The sequence below is a fragment of the Kribbella sp. NPDC020701 genome (assembly GCF_055562215.1).
In genome coordinates, this window is sequence record NZ_JBVHFT010000010.1 from 26,714 (window position 1) to 46,364 (window position 19,651).

General features: G+C 69.1%; 20 protein-coding genes. 6 read left to right on the forward strand and 14 right to left on the reverse strand.

Going from position 1 to position 19,651, the window contains the following annotated elements:
• Positions 1 to 16: 16 nt before the first annotated feature.
• From purL to purS, 4 genes are read right to left on the reverse strand one after another with little or no spacing between them, the layout of a single operon-like run.
• Positions 17 to 2,278 carry a phosphoribosylformylglycinamidine synthase subunit PurL gene (gene purL, locus ACZ3HV_RS23725; RefSeq protein WP_465687157.1) on the reverse strand — a complete coding sequence of 754 codons (2,262 nt, stop codon included), beginning with the start codon at positions 2,276 to 2,278 and terminating at the stop codon, positions 17 to 19.
• A gap of 1 nt (position 2,279) precedes the next feature.
• The gene (locus ACZ3HV_RS23730) at positions 2,280 to 4,334 is read right to left on the reverse strand and encodes a hypothetical protein (protein WP_465687158.1); all 2,055 of its coding nucleotides are present in this window, start codon (positions 4,332 to 4,334) and stop codon (positions 2,280 to 2,282) included.
• Entirely contained in the window at positions 4,334 to 5,005 is a 672-nt protein-coding gene (purQ, locus tag ACZ3HV_RS23735; protein ID WP_360366269.1) for a phosphoribosylformylglycinamidine synthase subunit PurQ, read from the reverse strand. The genes ACZ3HV_RS23730 and purQ overlap by 1 nt, the downstream gene beginning before the upstream one ends.
• Positions 5,002 to 5,253 (reverse strand): phosphoribosylformylglycinamidine synthase subunit PurS, encoded by a 252-nt coding sequence (gene purS / locus ACZ3HV_RS23740; protein WP_465687159.1) that lies wholly within the window; start codon positions 5,251 to 5,253, stop codon positions 5,002 to 5,004. Before purS ends, purQ begins: the two co-directional genes overlap by 4 nt.
• 114 nt (positions 5,254 to 5,367) lie before the next feature.
• Here purS and ACZ3HV_RS23745 point away from each other — a divergent pair, with 114 nt between their 5' ends.
• The 5 genes from ACZ3HV_RS23745 to ACZ3HV_RS23765 all read left to right on the forward strand — a co-directional run bounded on the left by ACZ3HV_RS23745 (position 5,368) and on the right by ACZ3HV_RS23765 (position 9,235).
• Positions 5,368 to 5,883 carry a helix-turn-helix transcriptional regulator gene (locus ACZ3HV_RS23745; protein ID WP_465687160.1) on the forward strand — a complete coding sequence of 172 codons (516 nt, stop codon included), beginning with the start codon at positions 5,368 to 5,370 and terminating at the stop codon, positions 5,881 to 5,883.
• Entirely contained in the window at positions 5,883 to 6,566 is a 684-nt protein-coding gene (locus ACZ3HV_RS23750; protein WP_465687161.1) for an ABC transporter ATP-binding protein, read from the forward strand. Before ACZ3HV_RS23745 ends, ACZ3HV_RS23750 begins: the two co-directional genes overlap by 1 nt.
• Positions 6,566 to 8,014, forward strand: a complete 1,449-nt coding sequence (locus tag ACZ3HV_RS23755; RefSeq protein ID WP_465687162.1) for a hypothetical protein — start codon at positions 6,566 to 6,568, stop codon at positions 8,012 to 8,014. Before ACZ3HV_RS23750 ends, ACZ3HV_RS23755 begins: the two co-directional genes overlap by 1 nt.
• Positions 8,011 to 8,637 (forward strand): CDP-alcohol phosphatidyltransferase family protein, encoded by a 627-nt coding sequence (locus tag ACZ3HV_RS23760; protein WP_465687163.1) that lies wholly within the window; start codon positions 8,011 to 8,013, stop codon positions 8,635 to 8,637. The genes ACZ3HV_RS23755 and ACZ3HV_RS23760 overlap by 4 nt, the downstream gene beginning before the upstream one ends.
• Before the next feature lie 109 nt (positions 8,638 to 8,746).
• Complete coding sequence (locus ACZ3HV_RS23765; protein WP_360366257.1) at positions 8,747 to 9,235, forward strand: hypothetical protein; 489 nt, start codon at positions 8,747 to 8,749, stop codon at positions 9,233 to 9,235.
• Here ACZ3HV_RS23765 and ACZ3HV_RS23770 read toward each other — a convergent pair.
• Positions 9,232 to 10,107, reverse strand: a complete 876-nt coding sequence (locus ACZ3HV_RS23770) for a phosphoribosylaminoimidazolesuccinocarboxamide synthase (protein ID WP_465687164.1) — start codon at positions 10,105 to 10,107, stop codon at positions 9,232 to 9,234. The genes ACZ3HV_RS23765 and ACZ3HV_RS23770 overlap by 4 nt on opposite strands.
• A gap of 136 nt (positions 10,108 to 10,243) precedes the next feature.
• A complete protein-coding gene (locus ACZ3HV_RS23775) occupies positions 10,244 to 11,323 on the reverse strand; it encodes an FAD-dependent monooxygenase (RefSeq protein WP_465687165.1) in 1,080 nt (359 codons plus the stop codon).
• Positions 11,324 to 11,376: 53 nt separating this feature from the next.
• Here ACZ3HV_RS23775 and ACZ3HV_RS23780 point away from each other — a divergent pair, with 53 nt between their 5' ends.
• Positions 11,377 to 11,964 (forward strand): TetR/AcrR family transcriptional regulator, encoded by a 588-nt coding sequence (locus ACZ3HV_RS23780; RefSeq protein ID WP_465687166.1) that lies wholly within the window; start codon positions 11,377 to 11,379, stop codon positions 11,962 to 11,964.
• On the opposite strand, the gene ACZ3HV_RS23785 is transcribed toward ACZ3HV_RS23780, so the two are convergent.
• The 8 genes from ACZ3HV_RS23785 to ACZ3HV_RS23820 form a co-directional block, all read right to left on the reverse strand.
• Positions 11,948 to 12,370 carry a hypothetical protein gene (locus ACZ3HV_RS23785; RefSeq protein WP_465687167.1) on the reverse strand — a complete coding sequence of 141 codons (423 nt, stop codon included), beginning with the start codon at positions 12,368 to 12,370 and terminating at the stop codon, positions 11,948 to 11,950. The two genes, ACZ3HV_RS23780 and ACZ3HV_RS23785, sit on opposite strands and share 17 nt — an antisense overlap.
• A gap of 222 nt (positions 12,371 to 12,592) precedes the next feature.
• Positions 12,593 to 12,949 carry a hypothetical protein gene (locus ACZ3HV_RS23790; protein WP_465687168.1) on the reverse strand — a complete coding sequence of 119 codons (357 nt, stop codon included), beginning with the start codon at positions 12,947 to 12,949 and terminating at the stop codon, positions 12,593 to 12,595.
• A 434-nt stretch (positions 12,950 to 13,383) separates the two neighbouring features.
• The gene (locus ACZ3HV_RS23795; RefSeq protein ID WP_465687169.1) at positions 13,384 to 15,495 is read right to left on the reverse strand and encodes an ArnT family glycosyltransferase; all 2,112 of its coding nucleotides are present in this window, start codon (positions 15,493 to 15,495) and stop codon (positions 13,384 to 13,386) included.
• A 1-nt stretch (position 15,496) separates the two neighbouring features.
• Positions 15,497 to 16,879, reverse strand: a complete 1,383-nt coding sequence (locus tag ACZ3HV_RS23800; RefSeq protein WP_465687170.1) for a bifunctional glycosyltransferase family 2/GtrA family protein — start codon at positions 16,877 to 16,879, stop codon at positions 15,497 to 15,499.
• A gap of 63 nt (positions 16,880 to 16,942) precedes the next feature.
• Positions 16,943 to 17,356, reverse strand: a complete 414-nt coding sequence (locus ACZ3HV_RS23805; protein WP_465687171.1) for a hypothetical protein — start codon at positions 17,354 to 17,356, stop codon at positions 16,943 to 16,945.
• A gap of 1 nt (position 17,357) precedes the next feature.
• Positions 17,358 to 17,714 (reverse strand): hypothetical protein, encoded by a 357-nt coding sequence (locus tag ACZ3HV_RS23810; RefSeq protein WP_465687172.1) that lies wholly within the window; start codon positions 17,712 to 17,714, stop codon positions 17,358 to 17,360.
• Positions 17,715 to 17,717: 3 nt separating this feature from the next.
• Positions 17,718 to 19,154, reverse strand: coding sequence for an adenylosuccinate lyase (purB, locus tag ACZ3HV_RS23815; protein ID WP_465687173.1), 1,437 nt, complete (start codon positions 19,152 to 19,154; stop codon positions 17,718 to 17,720).
• A gap of 33 nt (positions 19,155 to 19,187) precedes the next feature.
• Positions 19,188 to 19,637 (reverse strand): glutaredoxin domain-containing protein, encoded by a 450-nt coding sequence (locus tag ACZ3HV_RS23820; protein WP_465687174.1) that lies wholly within the window; start codon positions 19,635 to 19,637, stop codon positions 19,188 to 19,190.
• Positions 19,638 to 19,651: the final 14 nt, after the last annotated feature.

Consider the following 19,651-nt stretch of genomic DNA (forward strand, 5'->3'; position numbering starts at 1 on the left):
GCGCCCGGGTCTCCGGTCAGCTGAGGGCGGCCGGCAAGGTCTGGGTCCACGCGGTGCGCAGCTCGGTCAGCGGCACCTCGAACTGGTCCTGTACGTCCAGCGAGTCGCCTGTGATCACGCCGATCTTCGCGTGCGGGAAGCGCCGGGCCGTGCACATGTCGGTGAACCGGACCTCTTCGGTGCGCGGTACGGCGACCACCGCCCGGCCGGCCGATTCCGCGAACAGGAACAGGAACGGGTCGAGCCCGTCCGGTGCCCACACGCGCGCACCCACACCGCCACGCAGAGCCGACTCGACCAGCGTCTGCGCGACACCGCCGTCGCTGACATCGTGCGCCGCGTCGATCAGGCCGTCGCGGGACGCGTTGATCAGGATGTCGGCCAGCTGCTGCTCCGCGGCCAGGTCGACTGCCGGCGGCCGTCCACCGAGGTGTCCGTGGACGACATGCGCCCACTCCGACCCGGACAGCTCCTCCTCGGTCTCACCGAGCAGGTACAGCTGGTGGCCCTCCATCTCGGCCGTGAAGCCGATCGGCGTCCGGCGGGTGACGTCGTCGATCACACCGAGGACGCCGACCACCGGGGTCGGCAGGATCGGGGTCTCACCGGTCTGGTTGTAGAACGACACGTTGCCACCGGTGACCGGGATCCCCAGCTCGATACAGCCGTCGACGAGACCGCGGATGGCCTCGGTGAACTGCCACATCACGCCCGAGTCCTCCGGCGAGCCGAAGTTCAGGCAGTCCGTCACCGCGGCCGGCCGGGCGCCGGTAGTGGCGACGTTCCGGTAGGACTCGGCCAGCGCGAGCTTGGCGCCGGTGTACGGGTCGAGCTTGGCGAAGCGCCCGTTGCAGTCGGTCGACACCGCGACCCCGAGGCCGCTGGTCTCGTCGACGCGGATCATCCCGCTGTCCTCGGGCTGCGCGAGTACCGAGTTGCCCAGCACGTAGCGGTCGTACTGATCCGTCACCCAGGACTTGTCACACAGGTTGGGCGACGCGACCAGGCGCAGCAGGGTGTCCCGCAGCTCCGCGCCACTGGTTGCTCGCGGCAACTTCTCGGCGCCGTCGGCCTGCAGCTCGTCCTGCCAGACGGGACGCTCGTACGGGCGGTGGTAGACCGGGCCCTCGTGCGCCACAGTCTCCGGCAGAACGTCCACGACGCGCTCGCCGTGCCAGTCGATCTCCAGCCGGCCGGTGTCGGTCACCTCACCGATCACATCGGCCTGGACGTCCCACTTGGCGCAGATCTTCAGGAACTCCTCGACATTGTCCGGAGTGACGCAGGCCATCATCCGTTCCTGCGATTCGCTCATCAGGATCTCTTCGGGCGACAGCGAGGCATCGCGCAGCGGCACCTTGTCCAGCCAGACGCGCATGCCGCCGTCGCCCGCGCTGGCCAGCTCCGAGGTCGCACAGGACAGTCCGCCACCGCCGAGATCCTGGATGCCCTCGACGACCTTGGCGGCGAAGAGCTCGAGCGTGCACTCGATCAGCAGCTTCTCCATGAACGGGTCGCCGACCTGGACGGCCGGACGCTTGGTCGGGCCGCCCTCGGCGAAGGTCTCGCTGGCTAGCACCGACACTCCACCGATCCCGTCGCCACCGGTCTTGGCGCCGTACAGGATCATCTGGTTGCCGACGCCGGTCGCGTTGGCGAGGTGCAGATCCTCGTGGCGCATCACACCGATGCAGAGCGCGTTCACCAGCGGGTTGCCCAGGTACGTCGGGTCGAAGACGACCTCGCCGCCGATGTTCGGCAACCCGAGGCTGTTTCCGTAGCCGCCGACGCCGGACACGATCCCCGGCAGCACGCGCTTGGTGTCCGGGGCGTCCAGCGGACCGAAGCGCAGCGGGTCCATCACCGCGACCGGGCGGGCACCCATCGCGATGATGTCGCGGACGATGCCGCCGACCCCGGTCGCCGCGCCCTGGTAAGGCTCGACGTACGACGGGTGGTTGTGCGACTCGACCTTGAACGTGACGGCGTACCCCTCGCCGATGTCGATGACACCCGCGTTCTCGCCGATCCCGGCCAGCATCTTCCCGGTCGGCGTCTCCTGCGGAATCTCGCCGAAGCGCTTGAGATGCACCTTGGACGACTTGTACGAGCAGTGCTCGCTCCACATCACCGAGTACATCGCCAGCTCACAGCTGGTCGGCCGCCGGTCCAGGATGTCCCGGATCCGCTGGTACTCGTCAGGCTTCAGTCCGAGCTCCGCCCAGGGCTGCTCGACGTCAGGGGTGCTCGTGGCGTTGCTAACGGTGTCGGTCGACACTTCAGGACTCCTGCACTAGGTGGGACTCAGGTGAAACGGTAGCGGGCTGCTCGGAGGCCACGAGATGGGCCACCAGCAGTGGAGCGGCGAAGCCGGTCATGATTGCGGGGAGCGTGACGCCGGCGTCGTTGAGGAGCATGCCGATGAGGCCGCAGGCCGACAGGGCGAGCAGGGTGGGGCGGATCATCGGCAGACTGGTGTAGAAGCTGCGGTACGCCGGGAACGGGACCCGGTCCGGCAGCACGGTGGCGAGCATCGCCAGCACCACGCCGACGAGCATCGCCCAGCCCGCCGGACCGGTGAAGTACTGCACGGCCATCTCCAGCTTGCGGATCAGTACGTCGCTCACGTCACCGTCCAGCAGCCGGGCCACGAACGTGCCGAAGTGACTCCGCTGATCCGGCGGCCGCAGATAGTCGAGGAAGGCAACAGCAGAAACAGCCAGTACGCCGGTCACACCGACACCGATCAGTGCGCGCCAGGAGATGCTGCCACGCCAGGTCAGCCAGGCCATGAGCAGCACGGCCGGAGTCAGCGCGAGAATGCCGCCGAAGTCGGTCCCCCAGCCCGGTCTGCCGTCCACCACGATCGCAGCGCCGCCGATAGCCAGCACAGCAAGCGCAGCCTGCACTCTGCTCTTGTCGATCAGCTTCTGCGCGACCCAACCGGCGGTGACGAGCGCAGCGACCGCGAGCGTCGCGAAAGTGGAGTTGCCGAAGCCATAGAAGCGTCCACCGACCACGGGCCCGTCGGTGAACATGCTGCCGAACTGCAGCGGTGTCCCCAGTACGCCGTCCACCATCAGGATCGCGTACGCCGCCACTGTGATCCCCAGGAACGCATAGCGCTTCAGCAACACCTGCGTCACGGCCGCGAACAACGCGCTGATCCCGAGAACCACGCCGTACAAGGAGAAACCAGGGGCCGGCCACCGCCACCACACGGTCGCCGTGGACAGGAATACCGCGATGAAGAACCCGCCCTGCGTCAGCAGCGTGAAGACGAACGTACGCCGGGACCGCGGACTGCGCGTGATCCAGAACCACGCGAGCGCGAGAAGCTCCGCGGCCAGGATGGTCATCGTCACCGCGACCTGCACCGGACGCGGCTGCTCGAACCGCTGGTTGGCGTCCAGCCGGTTCTCGATCACCGCGTCCGCGTTGGTGTGCACGGGACCGGTGAAGTGGATCTCGTTCCCGTCCAGCGGTCCGGGCTTCGCCGAACCGGCCGGGTCTACCTCCTTGGCCTCTCCGCGCAGGACAGTCGCCGTGATGTCGGTCAACTGGATCAGACCGGGCCGACGGGTCGAGTCGCTGGTCAGCCAGCGCGGACCGTTGTCCGGCGGCAGTTGCATCGCGACGAGCGGCTCCTGGTGGGCCCTAGCCGTCTCCTGGCTGATGCCCACGAGCAACACCCACCCACCGGCGGCCCGAGCCTGCGCGACGAGGTCGGCGACGTGCTTGCGAGCCTCCGCCCGCCCCTCTCCGAGCGGCAACGCCCCGGCGTCGACGATGGCATCACCACACGCGGTGCTGGCGAGCTTGAGCGGACTGAAGTCCGGAGTCCAGTTGGAGACCGAACCATCGGGCTTCGCCACTGCGATCGCCGCGCCAGGGCCGAATCCGCACACCCGGTCGCGACTCGCACCGAGGCGGCCGACGGGGGCGCCGGTGTGGTGCTCTGCCTGGCGGTCGACGTACGTCTGCCAGTCTGCGACCTTGCCGTCGCTCACCGCGGGCAGGTCACCGCAGGGCTGGTCGGCCACGCTGCCCCACGCCCGGGTGCCCGCGCTGATCGTGAGCCAGCCATCGACCGGGCAGGTGTGCGGGCCGGCGGTCTTCACCGTGATCGAGCCGACGTGGGACTGGTTCACCAGCGCGGTCAGCTCGGGTGAGGCCTTGACGTCGTTCCAGGTCAGGCCGGGTACACCGATCACCACGACCTTGGCCATCAGGCTCGCGGGCTGCGCGTTCGCCGTACTCGCGCCGGCGAGCAGGACGGCCGCGGTCAGAATGAGGGTGCGGCCCAGGAGGCGCCACAACCCGGTGCAGCTCATCAGCTGGAGACGACGGCCTTCAGCACCGAGGTGAAGAAGCCCAGGCCGTCCGTGCTGGGGCCGGTCAGTGTCTCGACGCAGTGCTCCGGGTGCGGCATCAGGCCGACCACGTTGCCCCGCTCGTTGGTGATGCCGGCGATGTCGCGGTACGAGCCGTTCGGGTTCTCGTCCAGGTAGCGGGCGACCACCCGGCCCTCGCCCTCCAGCCGGTCCAGGGTCGCCTCGTCGGCGACGTACGATCCGTCCTGGTTCTTCAGCACGATCGTGATCTCGTGGTTGGCGTCGTAGTCGCTGGTCCACGCGGTGCGGTTGTTCTCGATCCGCAGCGGCTGGTCCTTGCAGATGAACTTGCGGTGGTGGTTCTTGATCAGGGCACCGGGCAGCAGGTGCGACTCGCACAGCACCTGGAAGCCGTTGCAGATCCCCAGCACCGGCAGGCCTTCGCCGGCCTTCTTGATGATGGTCTCCATCACCGGGGCGAACCGGGAGATGGCGCCGGCGCGGAGATAGTCGCCGTACGAGAAGCCGCCCGGCAGGACCACCGCGTCGACCCCGTGCAGGTCGGCGTCGCCGTGCCAGAGCGCGACCGCCTCGGCACCGGCCACCGCGGCCGCGCGACGGGCGTCGACGTCGTCCAGCGAGCCCGGGAAGGTGACGACCCCGATCTTCACTGCTCGTTCTCCACGTGCAGCGTGAAGTCCTCGATCACCGAGTTGGCCAGCAGCGTGTCGGCGGCCTTACGGATCTCGGCGACCCGTTCCTCGGTCGCCTCGCCGTCCAGGGTGATCTCGAACCGCTTGCCCTGACGGACATCGGCCACGCCGTCGAAGCCGAGCCGGCCGAACGCGCCGTGCACCGCCTTGCCCTGCGGGTCGAGGATCTCGGGCTTGAGCATGACATCGACGACAACGCGAGCCACTGACTTACTCCAGGTCTCGTTCCGGGGTGACGCCTGAATCCTACCGAGTGCGCGCCAGAACGCCGCATCGCGGACTATTCACTCAGTACATACACGCAGTGTATAGTCGCTGCCATGGCTACCGCCGAGCTCGTCCTGGGGCTGCTTTCGGCCGGCCCGGCGCATGGGTACGACGTGAAGCGCGGCCACGACCTGTGGTTCCCCGACAGCCGGCCGCTGGCGTTCGGGCAGGTGTACACGACCCTCGGGCGGCTGGAGCGGGACGGGCTCGTCGAGGTGGTCGAGAAGACGTCCGGCGGCGGACCGGACCGGACTGTCTACGCACTGACGACCGAGGGCCGCGACCACCTCGCGGACTGGCTGAACGATCCCGTGCCGCCCGCCTGGGGCAGTGCGGACGAGGTAGTGCGCAAGCTCGTCGCCGCGATCCGCACCGGTGGTGACGCGACGGCGTTCCTGGCCCGGCAGCGCGCGAGCCACCTGCGCCGGATCCGCGAACTGCGGGAGACGCCGGCCGAGGACGACCCGACGTCACCACTGGTCCGCGAGTACATCGTGGCCCACCTCGATGCCGACCTGCGCTGGCTCGACAGCGCCCTGGAACACATCTCCGACCAGAGAGGCTCATAATGACCGCGCCCCAGGTTGCCCTTGAGCTCACCGGCATCAAGTACTCGTATCGCCGCAACACGGCGCTGCGTGGTGTCAGCCTCCAGATCAAGGCCGGCGAGGTGGTCGCGATCACGGGTGCGAGCGGCTGCGGCAAGTCGACTCTGCTGCACTGTGCGGCGGGCATCCTCAGCCCGCACTACGGCACCGTCCGGCTGGCCGGTCAGGACGTGACCGCTCTTCCGGAGGCGGAGCGCGCACGGCTCCGGCGTACGAAGGTCGGGATCGTGCTGCAGTTCGGCCAGCTGGTGCCGGACCTGTCGCTGCTCGACAACGTCGCCTTGCCACTGCTCCTGGACGGCCACGAGCGTGCGGAGGCGCAGGAGACCGCACGGGTCTGGCTGGAGCAGGTGGGCATCGCTGATGAGGCGGAAGCCGTTCCGGCCGAGCTATCCGGAGGTCAGACGCAGCGGGCGGCCGTGGCCCGAGCTCTCGTCACCGGACCGTCCGTCGTACTGGCTGACGAGCCCACCGGCAGTCTGGACAGCCGGGCCGGGCAGGAGCTGCTCGATGTGTTGCTGAAGTCCGCGCAGTACCGCGGCGCCGCACTGGTGATGGTGACCCACGACAACCTCGTAGCGGCCTCAGCAGACCGTGAGATCAGGCTGCGCGACGGCGTGATCCAGCACGAGGTAGTGCTCTGATGACACTCGAGACGCTGGTGAAGCTGGCCCGTTCGCGCACGCCTGCCGACCGCAGCCGCATCCAGCTGGCCACTGCGGCGCTCGCGTTCAGCGGTGCGCTGCTGCTGGGTGCGCTCCGCATCGTCCGGCTGGGCAAGAACGAGCTGCCGAAGGCCATCTACAGCAACTACGTCGCCGAGAGCGAACTGCGCGCCGGACTGATCGCGATCCTCGTGATCCTCGCGCTCCTCACCGGCGGCCTCGCCGTTCAGGCCCTGCGGCTCGGTACGGCGGCGCGCGAACGGCGAATGGCCGCACTGCGACTGGCTGGCGCGTCCAGCAAGCAGGTGCGACAGCTGTCCGTGACCGACGCGGCCATGGCGGGGTCGGCCGGCGGACTGCTCGCGGGACCGGTCTATCTGGTGCTCAGCCTGCTACTGGGGTTGCTGCCGAGGATGGCCCAGATCCTCCCGGGAGCCGAGCTGGTGGACGTGCTGATCTGGATCCCGGTGGTCGTGATCACGACCGGTGCGGGCGCGCTGATCGGCAGCCTGCTCCACCGCGACGACCTGCTGCCTCGCGAGGAGCACCCGGCCGAGCCGACGCGCACCGGCATCATCGCGGGTCCGCTGATGATCGTCCTCGGCCTCGCCACGGCTCGCTGGCTCGGGTACGTCGCGTCGACTGCTCTGGTTGTCGGATTGGCGCTGTGTTTCCTGAGCCTCACCCCGATGTGGATCCGGATCGTCGGCGCCCGGCTCAAGCGATCCAACGACCCGGCCAACCTGCTGACCGGCATCCGACTGGTCACCGACGCGAGGTCATCGGCCCGGATGGCGATGCTGCTCGGCTGCTGCGGGTTCCTGGTCGGCACCCTGGTCAACGGGCTGGTGTCCGTCCTGGCGTCGCGGGACGTGTTCTACGAGCCGGCCTTCTACGCCACCGGTTTCGGGATGAGCGTTCTCGGCCTGCTCGTGGTCGTCCTGACCGCGATGGCCGCACTGATCGTCGGCGTGGCCGACCAACTGGTGGACCAGCGCCGCCAGTTCGCCTGCCTCACCGCACTCGGCGTCGACGTGCGCTTCCTGCGCCGCGTCATCCGCCGCCAACTCACCGCGATCGCCGCACCGGCGCTCGCCGGCGGACTCCTCCTGGGTGCGGTCCTCGGCCTCGCCCGACTGGTCGGCGGGGCGATCGATCCGTTCACCGACCCTGATGGTCACCGCTGCCGCCCTGACCGTCGGCGGCTGGCTGCTCGGCCTCCTCGGTGGCGCCGCCGCCGGCTTCCTCCTCCGCAACCAACTCCAGGACGCACTCGACCCAGAGAACCTGAGGGCAGCGTAATGACTGTGCTTTTGGCCGGGCCTTCGGCGCCGGCAGGGTCATGGGGCTTTTACTCCCGGCCTTCCCTCGTCGCTCCAGTCGCTTCGCTCCCTCCGCTCATCAGTCCAGGCCGGGAGGCCCCATGACCACGACGACCTCGATTCCCTTGGCGGTCCGGCCGCCGTTCCTGCTGGGTGTTCCCAACCGCATCACGCTCGTTCGCACTGTGGTGGCGATGGTGATTGCGGCGATCGCCTTCCGGAGTGGGCTGCTCAGCTGGCTGGTGATTGGGTACGCCGCCTACTGGCTGGGTGATATGGCCGACGGTGCGGTGGCGCGCTATCGGAACGAGGAGTCAGTCGCCGGTGCGGTGTTCGACATCGTCTGCGACCGGGCGTGCTCGTTCCTGCTGGCAGCCGCGTTCATGGCCACGTTTCCGGCGACCATCGGCCCGCTGGCGATCTTCCTGGTGCAGTTCGGCGTACTGGACACCATGCTGTCGCTGGCGTTCCTGCTCTGGCCGGGCACGCTCAGCCCGAACTACTTCTACAAGGTCGACCGGCCGATCTGGGTCTGGAACTGGTCCAAGCCGGCCAAGGCGGTGAACACGGCGGCCGTGGTGATCTCGCTGATCGTCGCGCACCAGACCGGCGCACAGTGGCTGCCGTACTCGATCGCGCTCGCGGCGTGCGTGGTCAAGGTGATCTCGTCGTACCGGCTGATCGCGATTCTGCGCGGACGGCAGGCCGCCGTACCCGGTCAGCCCTGACCGTGGGTGTCAAGGGTGCGAGGGAGCCGGTCGGGCGGGACCCTGGTTCGCCCCGGGAGTGGGGCTGAGTTGCGTGGCAGCGTTGGTTGCGACGCATAGCCTCGGAGTCATGTGGGTCTGGCAGCTTGCGCTGGCGGTGGGCTTCGGGATCGGGTCCGCCGTCGTACCGGTGATGAACGCGGAGGCGTACGTCCTCGGTGTCGGCGTCTCCGGCGCGCTGGACCCGGTGGTGGCGGCGATCGGGGTCTCGATCGGGCAGACGATCGGCAAGGTCGCGATGTTCCTCGCGGTCCGCTACCGGCCCGGGTACGCCGCCCGGAAGGCCAAGGAGCCGAAGTCGGTCAATCTGGAGACGCGCTGGGGCCGGTTCGTGCAGTGGAACCGCGACGTCAGCAAGCGGCTCCTCGACGCGATGAGCGACCGGCGCTGGGGAATTCCGGTGACCCTGCTGAGCGCGTTCGTCGGCATCCCACCCCTGTACGGCGTCGCCCTGATCGGCGGCGCCTCCCGGATGGGCGTCCTCACGTTCGCCCTCTCAGTCCTGGCCGGCCGCGCCGGCCGCTTCATCCTCCTGGCCCTGGGCGTCGGCCTGTTCTAACCCTCGAACTTCCGGCCGGTCAGCTGCTCGTAGGCCCCGACGTACGCATTTCGGGTGCGCTCGACGACCTCATCGGACAGGGGCGGCGGGGCCTCACCGGAGTGGCGGTCCCATCCAGACTCGAACTGCAGCCAGTCCCGCACGATCTGCTTGTCGTACGACGGCTGCTGCTTGCCCGGCGCCCACTGGTCAGCCGGCCAGAACCGGCTCGAGTCCGGCGTCAGCACCTCGTCGGCCAGCACGATCGTCCCGTCCGCCCGCGCACCGAACTCGAACTTCGTGTCGGCCAGGATGATCCCGCGCTCCTCCGACATCACCCGCGCCCGGCTGTAGACGTCCAGCGTGAGGTCCCGCAGGGCAGCCGCCGTGTCCGCGCCGACGGTCGCCACGACCGCGTCGTACGAAACGTTCTCGTCGTGCTCGCCGAGGTCGGCCTTGGTCGCCGGCGTGAAGATCGGCTCGTCCAGCCGGGAACCCTCGACCAGCCCCGACGGCAGCGGGATCCCGCAGACCGCGCCGGTCGCGTTGTAGTCGAGCAGACCGGAGCCGCTCAGGTACCCACGGGCGACGCACTCGACCGGGAACATCTCCAGCTTCTCGCACACCACCGCCCGGCCCGCGACCTCCGCCGGTACGTCGGTGGAGACGATGTGGTTCGGCACGTCCAGCTGCTCGAACCACCACAGGCTCATCGCGGTGAGCACCTTGCCCTTGTCCGGGATGTGCGGCTGCAGGATCCAGTCGAACGCACTCATCCGGTCGCTCGCGACCATCAGGAGATCGCCGGACTCGAGCTCGTACAGGTCCCGGACCTTGCCGGAGTGGATGTGCTTCGCACCGGAAATCTCAGGCGCCTGCGGAGGTGTGATCACACCGGCGATTGTTCCACCTTGCCTTGCGGGGCGGACGTGCAGCACTCACCAAGCCCCACCGGGCACCCGCGGCGGCCGGCGGTCGAGCGTGGGCCGCCGCCTTCGCGCGTGGTTGGTGAGTGCGGCAGGTCCGCACCTATCGACGCCGGAGCGCCACCAGCTTGCCGCCGATGCGGAGGAGGCCGTCGCGGAGTGCGCGGACCACCGGGTTCTCCAGCTGGCCGGCTCGTCCGATGCTCCGGGATCGCCTGACCAGCTTGGTGGTCGCGGGACGGCGCTCGGCATCGTACGCGGCGAGAGCAGCGCTCAGATCAGTGCTCTCGGTGAGGTGGCGGCCGAGGGCGCCGGCGTCCTCGATCGCCGAGCAGGCACCGCGGCCGAGATTCGGCGTCATCGCGTGAGCGGCGTCCCCGAGCAGCACGACGCGACCATGGGTGAACGGGACCAGCGGTAGCGCGAGGTCATAGATGTCGTTCTGCAGCACGGTCGCGGAGCCTGCGAGCAGCTTCGGGATCGGGTCGTGCCAGTCCCCGAACGCCTTCGTGACCGCAGCATGGTCGCCGCCTTGGCCGGCGGGCTGGTTCGCGGTCGCGTACCAGTAGATGCGGCCGTCGATCAGCCGCGCGAACCCGAACCGCTGCCCCCGTCCCCAGGTCTCGCCGCCGCCGTCGTCGGTATCCACGTCCGCAATCCCCCGGTACGCCGTGTAGCCGGAGTACTGCGGTCCCTTGTGCTCCGGGTGCAGCGCGGACCGGATCACGCTGCGGAGCCCGTCGGCAGCGACGACCAGGTCTGCGCGCAGCTCCTCGTCAGCGCTCCGGACCGACACACCCGAGTCGTCCGGCTCGACGCCGGTGGCGGTGAACCCGGTCCGGACGGTGACGGCCGGGCCGAACTCGGCCGTGATCAGGTCGTGCAACTGCGCCCGGTGGATCATCACCGGGATCTCGACACCGAGATCGGCCGCCTCGACGACCCAGCGACCGTCGGGCTTGCGCATGCCGGCCGGCTTCGAGACCGCGGCCGCCTTCTCGACGCCCTTCACCCCGAGCTCCTCGAGGACGGCGACCGCCGACGGCCAGACCGAGATCCCGGCTCCCACCTCACCCAGCTCCGGAGCCCGCTCCAGGACTGTGACCTGCCACCCGCACCGCTGCAGTGCGACGGCCGCCGTGACCCCGCCGATGCCCGCTCCCACCACGATCGCCGTACTCATGCACGGTACTCTACATCTGTAGAGTCTGGTTGGGAAGTGCGAGGATGGCCGCCGTGACGAAGCAGGTACCACTGGGCACGGATCGCCAGGACGCCATCGCCGACGCCGCGATCCACCTCGTCGCGACCCGCGGGCTGCGCGGGCTGACCCACCGCGCCGTCGACGCGGAAGCCGGTCTGCCTCCGGGCTCCACGTCGTACTACCTCCGCACCCGCAATGCCCTCCTCACCGCCTGCGTGAATCGAATGCTCACCCGGGACGTCGGCGGCATGTCCACGCCGGATGGCCTGGACGTACCGCCGTTGGAGTTGATGGTGGGGATGACGGTCGGGCTCGCGCGGGATCGGCCGGACGATCTGATCGCGCGGTACGAGCTGTCGCTGGAGGCGAGCCGTCAGCCCGAGCTGCGGGCCGCGATCAACGAAGGCGGCCGGCAGTTGCGGGTACTGCTGTCGCAGTTGCTCGACGGGCTCGGCGTACCCGATCCATCGGGAGCGGCATGGCCGGTCGCCGCGATGATGGACGGGCTCCTCTACGACCGCGTCGCCGGAGCGGGGGCAACGCTTTCACCAGAAGCGTTCGAGGCCGGCGTACGGCGTTCTGTCACGGCACTGATCGAGGGGCTCAGAACCGGTCGGTGAGGGTGACGAACGTGAAGTACCCGACGCCGACCACCATGCCGACGTGGCCGAGCAGCGACAGGCCGGCGCCGGAACCCCAGGCGTCACCCTGGGCGTCCTCCGAGTGTTTACCGCCGCTGGGCAACCAACGGGCCAGGAGCAACAAGCCGACGATTGCCAACAGCCACCATCCGGCCAGCAGCACCAGAGCGATCGCGCGCTGACCGGTGACCAGGGCAACGACCCACCCCAGCAACGTCAGAACACCAACGATGGTGTGAACTCGCAGCAGAGAGGCGGAGTATCCCGCCCGCCCGGCACCGTGACCGGTGCCATCCACCACTGTTCCGCCGAGGCGGACGCGCGTCAGCAGCACGACGACCGCACCAAGGGCGGTCAGGAACCAGGTGACGTTCGACCATTCCACGCACCGATCCTTACCCCACCCCACCCCCTCGCGAACCGTAAGCCGCGTGTCGTAACCCTCCGTCGCCACAGTCCGCCCCACTTGGTTGCCACTCCCACCCACAGAACAGGAGATGCCCGACGGGCCCAAGTGTCCGCTCGGGGTCCGCCGGGCTGCTTCTCCGGTTGGGTCGACTGATCCGCATCCTGCTACGGGGTTCGGTGCGGGTGCGTTCGGGCTGGGTTAGCTGGTTTGGGTCTGACCGTTGGAGTTCTGGGTGCCGGTGCCGGGTTGGGTTCCTTGCCCCTGGCCCGTGCTGCCTTGGCCCTGGCCCGGGAAGGTGCCCTGACCTTGGCCGGTCGAGCCTTGCCCCTGGCCGGTGTTGCCTTGGCCGGTTGAGCCTTGGCCCTGACCGTTGCCCTGCCCCGTGTTGCCCTGGCCGGTGCCTTGGCCCGGGAACTGGCCCTGGCCTGGGAGCTGTCCGCCGCCGGGGCCGCCGAACTGGTTCTGCTGGTTCGAGCCGCCGTCCGACGCGTGGCCGACCGCCAAGCCGCCGAGGAACGCCAGTACTGCGAGCACCGAGCCCGCACCCGCCATCATCAGGTTGCTCGGCCGCCCGCCGCTCTTCCCGCCCCCGTCAACAGTCGAGCCACCCTGCGGCGCTACGCCCGCCGCAGACTGCGGCGCCGGACCCGCAGTGGACTGGGGTGGCGAACCTCCAGGTGACTGCGCCGCACCCGGGGTGAACTGTGGCCCTGCGCCGCCGGTGAACTGCGGCCCTGCAGCACCGGCCGACTGTGCCGCGCCGCTTGCCGCGGACTGCGGCCCTGCAGCACCGGCCGACTGGGCCGCGCCGCCTGTGGCGTACTGCGGCGCCGCACCTCCAGCGGGCTGGGGTGCGTCGCCTGCGGTGGGCTGGGGGGCGGAGGTGGGGGCCGGGGGGTTGGCTGCGGCTTGGGCTGCTTGCCATCTGTCTTCGGGGTTGGTGCCTGGGTTGAAGGTGGGGTTCTGCGTCATAGGAGTACTCCGGATTCTTAGTTTGTGGTGCTGGTGGTGAGGTCGTAGACGGTGGTGCTGCCGACGGTCTGGGACTGGAAGTTGTCCGCTACCCAGCTGGCGATCTCGCTGGAGATGCCGTTGCGGCCGCCCATCATCCCGCCGCCACCGCTGCCGATGAAGTAGTGGACCTTGCCCTGGGCAACCAGTTCCTTGAACTCGGCCAGGGACGGCGCCGGGTCGGTGCCGTTGAAGCCGCCGATCGCCATGATCGGTTCACCGGAGGCGATCTGCAGTGGTGCGGCGCCGTTCGCCGTAACCGCCGCGGCCGCCCAGGTGTAGCCCTTGGATCCGTTCTGTAGCAGCGTGATCAGCTCACTCGATACTCCACTGATCCCGCCACCACCGAGGAACCCACCGACACCACCGCCGCCCGTGCCACGCCCGGTCGTCCCGTTCCCCGTGGCACCATCACCCGTCGTCCCGTTCCCGGTGGTCCCGTTCCCGGTCGTGCCGTTCCCGGTCGTGCCGTTGCCCGTCGTACCGGTGCCGTTCTGCCCAGGCGGCGTACCCATCTGGCCGCCACCGAAGCCACCGCGGCCGAAGCCACCGCCAGGACCGCCACCCATCCCACCGGCGCCCGAAGGCCCAGCGGACGGAAGCGCACCTGCATGCGCCGTGCTGATCGTCGACAGCGAGTACGCCGTCGGTCCGGTCAGCGCGCTCACCGCGAGCAGTGCGCCCGCAAACACCCCGGCCCGCCGAGCCGCCGTACGATGCAACTTCAACTCAGGCAGCAACACCAGTGCACCAGCCGCGAGTACGCCGGTCAGCAGCACGACCCACCGCAGCCACGGGTGCCAGGTAGGCGTCTCGGCCAGCAGCCGGAAGCTCCACCCGGCCGTCAGCAGCGCACCGCCGGCCAACGTTGCCCGAGCCAACCACTGCGAACGACGCCGCCAGAGCACCGCCATCGCGGCACCGATCAGCGCACCGATCGCCGGCGCGAGCGCGATCATGTAGTAGCTGTGGATGATCCCCTGCATGTAGCTGAAGGTCAGTCCGGTGACGACCAGCCAGCCACCCCAGAGGATGGCGAACGCCCGCGTCTTGTCGGTCCGCGGCGCCTTGCCCGCAGCAACCACCAGAACGATCGTCGCCAGCAGAGCAGCCGGCAGCAGCCAAGCGATCTGCGAACCGAATTCACCGGTGAACAACCGCTGCAGACCGGTCGCGCCACCCCAGCCCATGCCGCCGCCGTTCCCGCCACCACCGCCGCCGACCGAGCCGGTCTCGTTGCCGCTCAGCCGACCGAGCCCGTTGTAGCCGAGCGTCAGCTCGAGAATGCTGTTGTTCTGCGAGCCACCGATGTACGGGCGAGCAGACGCCGGCAGGAGCTCGACGATCGCGATCCACCAGCCGGCACTGACGATCAGCGAAACCAGCGCGAGCACACTGTGCACCAGCCGCTTGCCCACCTTGGGCTTCCCGGCGATCAGGTATGCCAGACCGAAGGCCGGCAGGATCAGGAACGCCTGCAGCATCTTCGTCAGGAACCCGAACCCGACGAGCGCCCCGGCCAGCATCATCCACCGAGCGGCGTGCGTCGAGGAGTCGATCGCCCGCGTCACCGCCCACGCACCGGCGGCCAGCAGCAGGATCAGCAGCGCGTCCGGGTTGTTGAAGCGGAACATCAGTACGGCGACCGGCGTCAGCGCGAGGATCGCACCGGCCAGCAACCCGGCGTTCGCCGAGAACCATCGCCGTACCGACACGTACACGAACCCGACACTCGCGACGCCCATCAGCGCCTCGGGGACCAGCATGCTCCAGGTGTTGAACCCGAAGATCCGCCCGGACAGGCCCATCACCCACAACGCAGCCGGCGTCTTGTCCACGGTGATGAAGCTCGACGAGTCGAACGCCCCGAAGAACCAGGCCTTCCAGCTCGTCGACCCGGCCTGGACAGCGGCCGCGTAGTACTCGTTGGCGTAGCCGTTCTTGGACAGTCCCCACAGGTACGCGATCGCGGTCAGCGCCAGCAGGCCGCCGTACAGGATCTTGTCCCGGCTGAGCGTGTACTGGGTGGTGAGCGCCCGTGGTCCGGCCCGGCGTGGTGACGCCTCGACGGGATCGGTGAGGGTGGCCATATCAATTACTCCGGGTGTTCTCGAGGACGGGTGGTTCGAAGGTGGGAATGGTGGGCGCGTCGTCGTCGAAGACCCACGCCTGGAAGAGGCTGAACCGGACCACGGTCGCGGCCAGATTCGCGACGGTGAGAATGGTGATCTCCACCGCTTGGTGCGGTACGGCGACCGCCGTGTGCAGCAGCCACAACGAGCAGGCGGTCAGGCTCCAGCCGATGCCGAACGCAACGAGACCGCGGAGCTGATGCCGCCACCGGTTCTCGCCACCCTGGACGCCGAAGGTGATCCGCCGGTTGAGAGCGGTGTTGCCGACGGCCGTGATCAGCAGCGACAGCAGGTTCGCCACTTGGGCCGGCATGCCCTGCCGCAGCACGAGATAGAGCAGCGCGTACGCCGCTGTGCTGAGCACCCCGATCGCGCAGAACCGCAGCACCCGCGCGGCCATCGCCGTACGAGGGTCGAGGATGCGCGGACGACCGTACTTCTGCCGGATCGGCTCCAGGTCGATGCGGCTGCGCATCAGTCGGGCGATCCCCCGCAGATCCTCGCCCACTGTTTTCGCGATCGCGACCCTCGAGTCGAGGTCGTCGACCCAGTCGACCGGAACCTCGTGGATCCGCAGCCCAGCCTTCTCCGCCAGCACCAGCAACTCGGTGTCGAAGAACCAGCTGGTGTCCTCGATCAGCGGCAGCAGCTCCCGCGCGACGTCGGCGCGGATCGCCTTGAACCCGCACTGGGCGTCGGAGAAGTGCGCGCTCAAGGTTGCCCGTAGCAACAGGTTGTACGAGCGTGAGATGAACTCCCGCTTCGGACGCCGGACCACTCGGGATCCGTTCGACAACCTGGTGCCGATGGCAACATCACTGTGCCCGGCGAACAGCGGTGCGACCAACGGCAGCAGCGCGTTCAGGTTCGTGGACAGGTCGACGTCCATGTAGGCGAGCACCTCGGCGGTGCTCTCGGACCAGACCTGCTTCAGCGCGCGGCCGCGACCGGACTGCTCGAGCCGGACGATCCGGACTCCGGGCAGCTCGGCGGACAGCACCGTACCGATCTCATAGGTCGCGTCCGTGCTTCCGTTGTCCGCGATGCAGACCTCGGCCGGAAACGGGAAGGCGGTGTCCAGGAACTCGCGCAGCCGCCTGATGTTCGGACCGAGGTCGTTTTCCTCGTTCTTGACGGGTACGACGATCTCGACCGCTGTGGTCCGTGGTGGAGGTTGTCCGAGTGATTCCGACGTCCAGGTGCGTGCATCGCAAGGCGGGGAGGAAGCCTCGATGCGGGTTTCATCGTGGCTTCCTCCCCGCCGCCGCGAGGTGCGTGCCTGGGCGGCGGAAGCGCCGGAGAACCTCCACCACGGACCACTGTCGTGACCTGGAATCTGCATGCCACCGATGCTGTCCGGTGAACCTTGGGGAGCCCCTGCGCACGGCTGGCAGTTTGCTGGCAGTCAGCGAGTGCGGCGCAACCAGAGGAGGCCCAGGACCGGGAGGAGCAGTGGTACGAACCCGTAGCCTTGGCCGAAGTGCGACCACACCGTGGAATCCGGGAAGTCGTCGGGTACGGCGTAACTGAACGCCCCGATCGCGAGCACGCCGATCAGCTCGACCACGATCGCCGCCGTCGCCACCCGCCGGGAGACCTTGGTTGCCTTGGCCAACGCGAAGGTCGCCGCGCAGTAGATCACCGCGGCCAGCGCCGACAGCAGGAAGGCGATCGGCGCCTCGTCGAACTTGGTCGCGATCTGTACGCCGGCCCGGGCGGTGGCGGACAGCGCGAACACGCCGTACACCGCGATCAGAATCCGGCCCGGCCCGTGCCTGGTCGCCTCGGGGTCGTGCCGGGTCTCGACGGGGTCGGTCATGTCAGGCGGTCCAGATCTCGTGCAGGCGCAGCTCGACGACCGGGATCACCAGGCAGGCGACCGCCAGCGCGCCGGCTCCCCACCGGCTGCTCTCGGCCAGGGCCCACAGCGCGCCGACCGGCAGGATGAGCAGCGAGCCGATCAGGTAGCCGATGAAGAACGGTCCCGAGACGTCCCGCGAGGTCCCGGCGAATTGCACGATGCCGATGACCAGCTGGGCCAGCAGGCCGGCCTCGATCACCCCGAGCATGCCCAGCAGCGTCCAGTTGATCCGCTTGTCCCGCGCGGCCAGCACGATGGCGAACACCATCGCGGCCAGGGAGAGCGCGACCAGCATCCAGGTGAGCGGTTCGAACACGGACTAGAGGATGTCACCCGGCGTGTAGGCGGCGGCATCGGGGTAGCGCTTGGCGAGCTCGTCGATCTTGGCGACGACCGTGTTCACCTGGGCGACGGCCGCGCCGGTGAAGGACAGCGGCTCGCCGACGATGCCGACGATCTGCTCCTCGGTCAGGCCGAGGCGGCCGTCCTCGCCCAGCCGGTGGAACAGGTCGTTGCCGGCCAGGCCCTTGCGCAGGTCCAGCGCCGTGGCGACCGCGTGCTCCTTGATCACCTCGTGCGCGGTCTCCCGGCCGACACCGTTCTTGACCGCGGCCATCAGCACCTTCGTCGTGGTCAGGAACGGCAGGTACCGCTCCAGCTCGCGCGAAACCACCGCCGGGTACACCCCGAACTCGTCCAGCACGGTCAGGAACGTCTCGAACAACCCGTCCATCGCGAAGAACGCGTCCGGCAACGCAACCCGCCGTACGACGGAGCAGAAGACGTCACCCTCGTTCCACTGGTTGCCGGCCAGCTCGCCCGCCATCGAGGCGTACCCACGCAGGATGACGGCGAGACCGTTGACCCGCTCGCAGGATCGCGTGTTCATCTTGTGTGGCATCGCCGAGGACCCGACCTGGCCCTCCTTGAACCCCTCGGTGACGAGCTCGTGCCCGGCCATCAGCCGGATCGTGGTCGCCAGGCTCGACGGCCCCGCGGCCAGCTGCACCAGCGCCGAGACGACCTCGTAATCGAGGGACCGCGGGTACACCTGGCCCACGCTGGTCAGCGTCCGGCTGAACCCGAGGTGCGCGGCGATGTCGCTCTCCAGCTGGTCCAGCTTCGCCGGGTTGCCGCCGAACAGGTCGAGCATGTCCTGCGACGTACCGACCGGGCCCTTGATCCCACGCAGCGGGTACCGCTCGAGCAGCTCCTCGATCCGCGCGATCGCCACCAGCAGCTCGTCCGCCGCCGACGCGAACCGCTTGCCCAGCGTGGTCGCCTGCGCGGCCACGTTGTGCGACCGCCCGGTCAGCACCAGCGCCGCGTGGTCGGCCGCCTGCTGCCCCAGCCGTACGGCGGTCGCCACCGCGCGGTCCCGGACGAGCTCGAGCCCGGCCCGGATCTGCAGCTGCTCGACGTTCTCGGTCAGGTCCCGGCTCGTCATCCCCTTGTGAATGTGTTCGTGCCCGGCGAGCGCGCTGAACTCCTCGATCCGCGCCTTCACGTCGTGCCGCGTGACCCGCTCGCGGGCCGCGATCGACTCCAGGTCGACCTGGTCGATCACCCGCTCGTAGTCCTCGACGACGCCGTCCGGCACCGCAACCCCGAGCTCCTGCTGAGCCTGCAGCACCGCCACCCAGAGCTTCCGCTCGAGCACGATCTTGTACTCCGGCGACCACAGCTGCGCCATCGACAGACTGGCGTAACGGGCGGCGAGAACATTGGGAATCCGGGGCTTGCTGGGCTTCGACACGCCCCTATTCTCCCTGGTCCCGCACGTCGGCTCCTACACGGTCCCGGATCGCAACAGCTCGCGCACCCAGCGCGGCTCCGGGTTCACCCGGCTGTCACTACCGACCACCACCGTGGGAACCGTCTCGTTTCCCCCCGCGACCGCCCGGACCGCCGCCGCGGCCTCGGGGTCGCGCCAGATGTTCACCCACGAGGCCCGCCCGGCAACCCCGACCGTCGTCAGCCGCAGCCGCAGGCAGTACTGGCACCCGGGCCGCCAGTAGACGATGGGCTGTCCCCGTCTCGTCGCCTCGGCAGCGCTCACCGACCGTGGAAACACCAACGGCGAGAAGAGGAACCCGAGGAGAACGAACGCCGCCAACTGGACGGCGGCGCGCCCCCACGACCCGTCCGACGCCGCGAAGCCCGCGATCACCACGCCGGCGACCAGCACCATCAGGGTCAGCTTCCAGCTCCGCAGCACGTAGTCATCGTTCCAGAGCACGCAGAGTGACCCCG

Coding starts and splice junctions, on each gene's coding strand:
- ACZ3HV_RS23730 (WP_465687158.1), bottom strand. CDS start 4,334: ATGAGCTGCACCGGGTTGTGGCGCCTCCTGGGCCGCACCCTCATTCTG.
- ACZ3HV_RS23745 (WP_465687160.1), top strand. CDS start 5,368: ATGGCTACCGCCGAGCTCGTCCTGGGGCTGCTTTCGGCCGGCCCGGCG.
- ACZ3HV_RS23750 (WP_465687161.1), top strand. CDS start 5,883: ATGACCGCGCCCCAGGTTGCCCTTGAGCTCACCGGCATCAAGTACTCG.
- ACZ3HV_RS23755 (WP_465687162.1), top strand. CDS start 6,566: ATGACACTCGAGACGCTGGTGAAGCTGGCCCGTTCGCGCACGCCTGCC.
- ACZ3HV_RS23760 (WP_465687163.1), top strand. CDS start 8,011: ATGACCACGACGACCTCGATTCCCTTGGCGGTCCGGCCGCCGTTCCTG.
- ACZ3HV_RS23765 (WP_360366257.1), top strand. CDS start 8,747: ATGTGGGTCTGGCAGCTTGCGCTGGCGGTGGGCTTCGGGATCGGGTCC.
- ACZ3HV_RS23775 (WP_465687165.1), bottom strand. CDS start 11,323: ATGAGTACGGCGATCGTGGTGGGAGCGGGCATCGGCGGGGTCACGGCG.
- ACZ3HV_RS23790 (WP_465687168.1), bottom strand. CDS start 12,949: ATGATGGCGGGTGCGGGCTCGGTGCTCGCAGTACTGGCGTTCCTCGGC.
- ACZ3HV_RS23795 (WP_465687169.1), bottom strand. CDS start 15,495: ATGGCCACCCTCACCGATCCCGTCGAGGCGTCACCACGCCGGGCCGGA.
- ACZ3HV_RS23800 (WP_465687170.1), bottom strand. CDS start 16,879: ATGCAGATTCCAGGTCACGACAGTGGTCCGTGGTGGAGGTTCTCCGGC.
- ACZ3HV_RS23805 (WP_465687171.1), bottom strand. CDS start 17,356: ATGACCGACCCCGTCGAGACCCGGCACGACCCCGAGGCGACCAGGCAC.